Origin of the sequence: Streptomyces sp. NPDC051567, from assembly GCF_044454165.1 — a bacterium.
GTDB lineage: Bacteria > Actinomycetota > Actinomycetes > Streptomycetales > Streptomycetaceae > Streptomyces.
The window spans coordinates 38,463-42,209 of record NZ_JBITDK010000038.1 but is presented as its reverse complement, the minus strand read 5'-3'; the positions used below and the strand labels follow the sequence as shown (position 1 = coordinate 42,209).

Below are 3,747 nucleotides of genomic sequence, written 5' to 3'. Positions count from 1 at the left end.
TCCACCGCCACACGCGAGGTCGGGTCCTCCCTCAGGAGCGCGTCGAGAATCGTGTCGCTGATCTGATCAGCGATCTTGTCGGGGTGGCCCTCGGTCACGGACTCCGAGGTGAACAGGCGTTTCGTCATGTCGCGCATGAGAACTGCGGGGTGCGCGGGGCCGCAACCGGACTTGGCTGAGTCACCGAACGGCTCACGGTCGGATCGTCCTTGGGCAGGTCGGGCGGCGCGGTCCGGCCTCAGCGGGGGCTCGGGGAGCCGGCCGGTCCGCAGTCGTCGGCGAGGCGGCCCTTGCCCCGGCCCCCCTTGCCCCGGCGGCCCGGGTCACCGTCCCGGACGATCACGGTGACGGATTCCTGCGGGCAGCCCGACACGCGTGTGACGACATCGGTGAGCTGCGCCACGAGCTCACGACGCGCGGCGCGGTCGTTGCCTTCCCACCAGTTGACGGTGACCACTGGCATGTCGACATTCCTTATCTCCACGGGCAGTTTCCAGGAAACTGCCAGAGCGGCGGCCGAGTGATTTCCAGGTCCACTGGACGTCCGAGGGGAGCACATCCTCCGAACCCGGCCAAGAACGCCCTTTCCCTCCGGACGACTTCGGCAAGTTGCTCAAGTCGCCGCGCACGGTGGTGGCCTGTTGTCCCGTCCATCACCGCGTGATTGGCTCGGCGCCGTCCTGTCCGGCTGTTCCCGTCCGTCCTGCCGGATCGTTCCTCCCGTGGCCGGGACCGCGCTTTCGCCCGGTGACGGGTCCGCGCGCCGGCCCGGGAGGACCAGGGCCTCTGGCGGCTCCGGAAGGAAACTGGTGTCCACGTTCGACATACGCAGGATCGGCGTCCGGATCGGCGTGGAGGTGGAGGAAGCCGCATTCTTCCACGGCCTTCCCGACGGTGTTCCCGCGAGGACCGGCACCGCGGTCACCCGTCCGGCCGGACAGGAGGTCTGAATCCATGGTGATGCGACGATCCGTGACCGTGGCGGGCGGTGGTATCGGCGGCCTGGCCGCGGCGGCGGCCATGGCCGGGCGCGGATTCGACGTGACGGTCGTCGAACGGGCGAGCCGGATCGACTCAGGGGGCTCCGGCCTCGTGCTGCACCCCAACGGGGTGTGGGCGGCCGACGCCCTGGGCGGGCAGATCGGCTCGCGCGTGCGGGCCGCGGGCCATGTCACCGCCGACGACGAGGTACGGGTGCTGATGGACGCCTCCGGCACGGTCCTCGCCGAGGAGCCGATCGGTGCCACGGGCCGGAAGTTCGGCGCCCCGCAGATCTCCGTGCTGCGGCGCGCCCTGCACCGGGCCCTGCTCGACGAGGCCCTCGCGGCGGGGGCGTCCGTGCGTCTGGCCACGGCGGTCGAGGACTACCTCACCCACGAGAGCCATGTGTCCGTCCGCCTCGGCGACGACAGCACGATCGTGTGCGACGCACTCGTCGGGGCCGACGGCATCGACTCGGCGGTACGCCGACGGATGCTCGGTGACGGGCCACCGCAGTACCGCGGCTACACCTCGGTGCGCGGCCGGACGTCCGGTTCGGTGCTCGGGCAGCGCGGCCACGTGGTCAGCGGGCGGGGCGTCCAGCTCTTCGTCACGCCGGTCGGCGGCGGCACACTCCACTGGACCGCGAAGATCACTTCACCGGCCGGGATCTGGCCGCCCCTGGGTCCCGCGACCGCCCAACGCCGCCTGACCGAGACCTTGGAGGGCTGGTACGGGCCCGTCGTCGCCCTGGTGCGCGACGCGGATTCGGCCGACATCGTGGTCACCGACATCTACGACCGCGATCCGGTGTCCCGGTGGACCGACGGGCGCGTCGTCCTGCTCGGCGACGCCGCCCACCCGATGGTCCCGGCACTCGGCCAGGGCGCCAACATGGCGCTGGAGGACGCGATCGTGCTCGCCGACGCCATGGCGTCCCATCCGTCCGTGACCGCCGCCCTGGACGCCTACGCGCGCGAACGCGTGGGGCGGGCGGCGAGCGTCGTCCTGCGGTCGCGGCACCGGGGCTCCCTCGACGAGGTGACGGACAGGGCTGCCGTCTCGCGTCGCAACGCCCGTACGAGGTCCGCGGGCCGCAAGGACGCCGACCCGGGGCTCACGGCCGTGGTCGGCTGGCGGCCCCGGTCCGTGCGCCGTGAACGCCCCCGGCCGTTCGAAGCCACAGCAGCAGATCACCCGAAGGAGGGTGTCCACGCCATGAGAGCACCACACATAGTCCTGGTCAGCGGCTCACTGCGGGTCGGCTCCACCTCGGACCAGGTGGCCGGCTGGTGCGCCCGGGAGTGCGCGGACCGGGGGGCGACCGTGCGCGTCTTCACCGGTGCGGAGATCGACTTCCCGGCCTACCGGCCGGGCATCGGGGCGACGCACGAGGGGGTCGCCGGCTTCCTGGAGGAGCTGCGCCGGGCCGACGGTGTCGTCCTGGTGTCCCCGACGTACCACGCCACCGTGTCGGGGCTCCTGAAGAACGCCCTCGACTGTGTCAACGACATCGACGGGCCGCTCCCCTACCTGGACGGGCGGGCCATCGGGACGGTCGCGGTCGGTGCGGGGGCGCAGGGCGCGGTCGCGACCCTGACGACGCTGCGCACCATCGGCCACGCGCTGCGCGGCTGGCCGACGCCTTCGGGTGTGACCATGACGAAGGTTCCGGTGCGGCCGACCGCGGACGGACCGCTCTCACCCGACGGGGAGCGGCTCGCGCAGATGGTGTCCCAGCTGATGTGGCTGGCCGGTACGCGGGCTGCCGCGACACGGCCGGCTCTCCTCGGCGCGGCTGCCTGAGCGCCTCCGCACGTCCTGCACGTCCCTCACGTACCTCACGTCCCTCACGTACCCGAAGCACCGGGGAACGCCGCGAGGCAGCGGAAGTACACGGCCACCGCGCCTTCGGCGTCCTTCGTCATCACGCCCGGCCACGCTCCCCCGCGTCTCGCGGCGTGCCCAGCCGGTCGCGGTCCCCGGCCTGCGTGGTGGCGGTCCGCCGTCCCCGCTCCAGCAGCAGGCCGATCTCCACGGGCGCGGTGTCCGCCCCCTCGTGCAGGATGCGGGCCGTCGCGTCGAGTTCCCGGACGACCCGGTCGATCGCGTCGGCCACCGGGCCGGCGTTCTGGGTCAGCAGGTCGCTGCCGAGCACCGGATCGGCGCCGGCCGCCCCCACGATCGCCGCCAGTTCGTCCCCCGCGAGGGCGAGCAGTTCCGGACCTCCCTCGCCGAGGCCGGCGGCGAGCACCGCCGCGACCACGTAGGGGAGGTGGGAGACGGCGGCGACGGCCCGGTCGTGCGCGTCGGGGGTCATGTCCCGGCGTACCGCACCGCACAGGGCGACCAGCGCGGCGACGGTGTCCAGTTCCCCGTCCGCGGTGGTCTCGTACGGGCACAGTATCCAGGGGCGGCCGGCGAACCGGTCGGCGCGGGCGGCCGAGCGGTCCCGCGCGTCCGGACCCGCCAGCGGGTGTCCGGGCACGTAGCCCTTGAGGTCGCATCCGCGCAACTCCGCGTCGGCCGCGACGATGTCCTTCGTACCGGCCGTGTCGGTGTAGACGCGGCCCAGCCCCCGGGCCTGCGCCGCGTACAGGACGTCCACGACGGCGGACGGCGGGGTGGCGACGACGACCAGGTCGGCCGGGGGGAATGCGGGGGTCCAGAGGGTCCCGGCGCCGGGGGGGGCCCCCCCCGGCGGGGGCCCCCCGGGGGGGGGGGGCCCCCCCCCCACCCCCCCCCCCCCCGGCCGCGGCCAGGGCC

5 protein-coding genes are annotated in these 3,747 nt (G+C 73.8%); 2 read left to right on the top strand and 3 right to left on the bottom strand.

Features of this window, described 5'->3' with window-relative positions; translation table 11 throughout:
• Both ACIA5F_RS28425 and ACIA5F_RS28420 read right to left on the bottom strand, forming a co-directional pair.
• Nucleotides 1-128: S-adenosylmethionine synthetase N-terminal domain-containing protein (locus ACIA5F_RS28425; protein WP_399357855.1), on the bottom strand; the 128-nt coding region annotated here is incomplete at its 3' end.
• Nucleotides 129-238: 110 nt separating this feature from the next.
• Complete coding sequence (locus ACIA5F_RS28420) at nt 239-463, bottom strand: 4-oxalocrotonate tautomerase family protein (protein ID WP_399357849.1); 225 nt, start codon at nt 461-463, stop codon at nt 239-241.
• Nucleotides 464-809: 346 nt separating this feature from the next.
• Here ACIA5F_RS28420 and ACIA5F_RS28415 point away from each other — a divergent pair, with 346 nt between their 5' ends.
• Together ACIA5F_RS28415 and ACIA5F_RS28410 are read left to right on the top strand one after the other, a co-directional pair.
• Nucleotides 810-950, top strand: a complete 141-nt coding sequence (locus ACIA5F_RS28415) for a hypothetical protein (RefSeq protein ID WP_399357847.1) — start codon at nt 810-812, stop codon at nt 948-950.
• A 4-nt stretch (nt 951-954) separates the two neighbouring features.
• On the top strand, nt 955-2,787 hold the full coding sequence (locus tag ACIA5F_RS28410; RefSeq protein ID WP_399357845.1) for an NAD(P)H-dependent oxidoreductase: 1,833 nt from the start codon (nt 955-957) through the stop codon (nt 2,785-2,787).
• Between the two features lie 121 nt (nt 2,788-2,908).
• Here ACIA5F_RS28410 and ACIA5F_RS28405 read toward each other — a convergent pair whose 3' ends face one another.
• On the bottom strand, nt 2,909-3,718 hold the full coding sequence (locus tag ACIA5F_RS28405; RefSeq protein WP_399357843.1) for a prephenate dehydrogenase/arogenate dehydrogenase family protein: 810 nt from the start codon (nt 3,716-3,718) through the stop codon (nt 2,909-2,911).
• Nucleotides 3,719-3,747 lie beyond the last annotated feature (29 nt).

Bases quoted from the DNA above. Each gene is read 5' to 3' on its own strand.
- ACIA5F_RS28420 (WP_399357849.1), bottom strand. From the start codon at position 463: ATGCCAGTGGTCACCGTCAACTGGTGGGAAGGCAACGACCGCGCCGCG.
- ACIA5F_RS28410 (WP_399357845.1), top strand. From the start codon at position 955: ATGGTGATGCGACGATCCGTGACCGTGGCGGGCGGTGGTATCGGCGGC.